The organism is Neisseria sp. P0021.S006, from assembly GCF_051956895.1.
The window spans coordinates 1-1,061 of the sequence record NZ_JBQCWZ010000471.1; the positions used below are offsets into that span (position 1 = coordinate 1).

Genomic DNA, 1,061 nt, shown 5'->3' on the forward strand with positions numbered 1-1,061 from the left:
GTTCACAACCTTATCAACAGGTTTTCCATAGATTAAACCAGATTTTGCGGATTACCGGCCACAAAGTGGTTGATATTGTCTAAAAGGATGTCAAACAGGCGGTTGGCGGCCTCTTGGCTTGCCCATGCAATGTGTGGCGTGACGATGAGGTTGGGCAGTCGGGCTTTCAGCAGAGGGTTGCCGTCGCGCGGCGGCTCTTGTGTCAATACGTCAAAACCTGCTCCGCCGATTTGGCCGTATTTCAACGCCGCAACCAAAGCGGCTTCATCAACCAAGCCGCCGCGTCCGCAGTTGATGAGGATGGCGCCGGGTTTCATTTGCTGCAATTCAGCTTCGCCTATCATATTGGCCGTTTGCGGCGTGAGCGGACAATTAAGCGATACGACATCGGCGGAGCGGATGGCTTCGTCAAAGGAAACATAACCGTCGCGGACGCTTTGGGCATTTTTATGTTCGGCGAACACGACATTCATTTTGAAAGCCTGAGCATAAGTTGCCAGCGTTTTCCCGATATTGCCGCGACCGAAAATCGCCAGCGTTTTACCGTTCAAATCGCGCATCGGTGCGCCGAGGTGGCAGAAAAACGGTGAGTTTTCCCACAAGCCTGCCGCAACGTCACGCTGATAGGCAGGCAGGTTGCGCATCAGGGTAATCATCATCATAAACGCGTGTTCCGCCACGGATTCATTGCCGTAAGCGCGGATATTGCACACTGCCGTACCGTTTTGTTTGGCAGCCTCAACGTCCACATTGTTGACGCCTGTCGCGGTAACGGCAACCAGCTTGAATTGTGGATTTTCGGCAAATGCTTGGGCGGAAATCACGACTTTGTTGGTAATCACAATGTCCGCGCCGCGGATACGCTCTAAGGTTTCGTGCGCTTCGGTTGTGCCGTAGCTGCTCAATGTATGTGGAAAATCAAAATCAAACGGGCGGTTGACGAGAGTATCGCGGTCGAGGACGACAATATGGAGCGGGTTCATAAAATTCCTATCAAAAATAAAATATCGATTTATAAAATCTAAATTAGGATAAAGGATTTAAAATATACGCGTTAGTGG

At 50.6% G+C, this 1,061-nt stretch carries 1 protein-coding gene; it reads right to left on the minus strand.

Going from position 1 to position 1,061, the window contains the following annotated elements; all coding sequences use genetic code 11:
* Window positions 1-32: 32 nt before the first annotated feature.
* Complete coding sequence (locus ACTHUM_RS15060; protein ID WP_070461530.1) at window positions 33-983, minus strand: D-2-hydroxyacid dehydrogenase; 951 nt, start codon at window positions 981-983, stop codon at window positions 33-35.
* Window positions 984-1,061 lie beyond the last annotated feature (78 nt).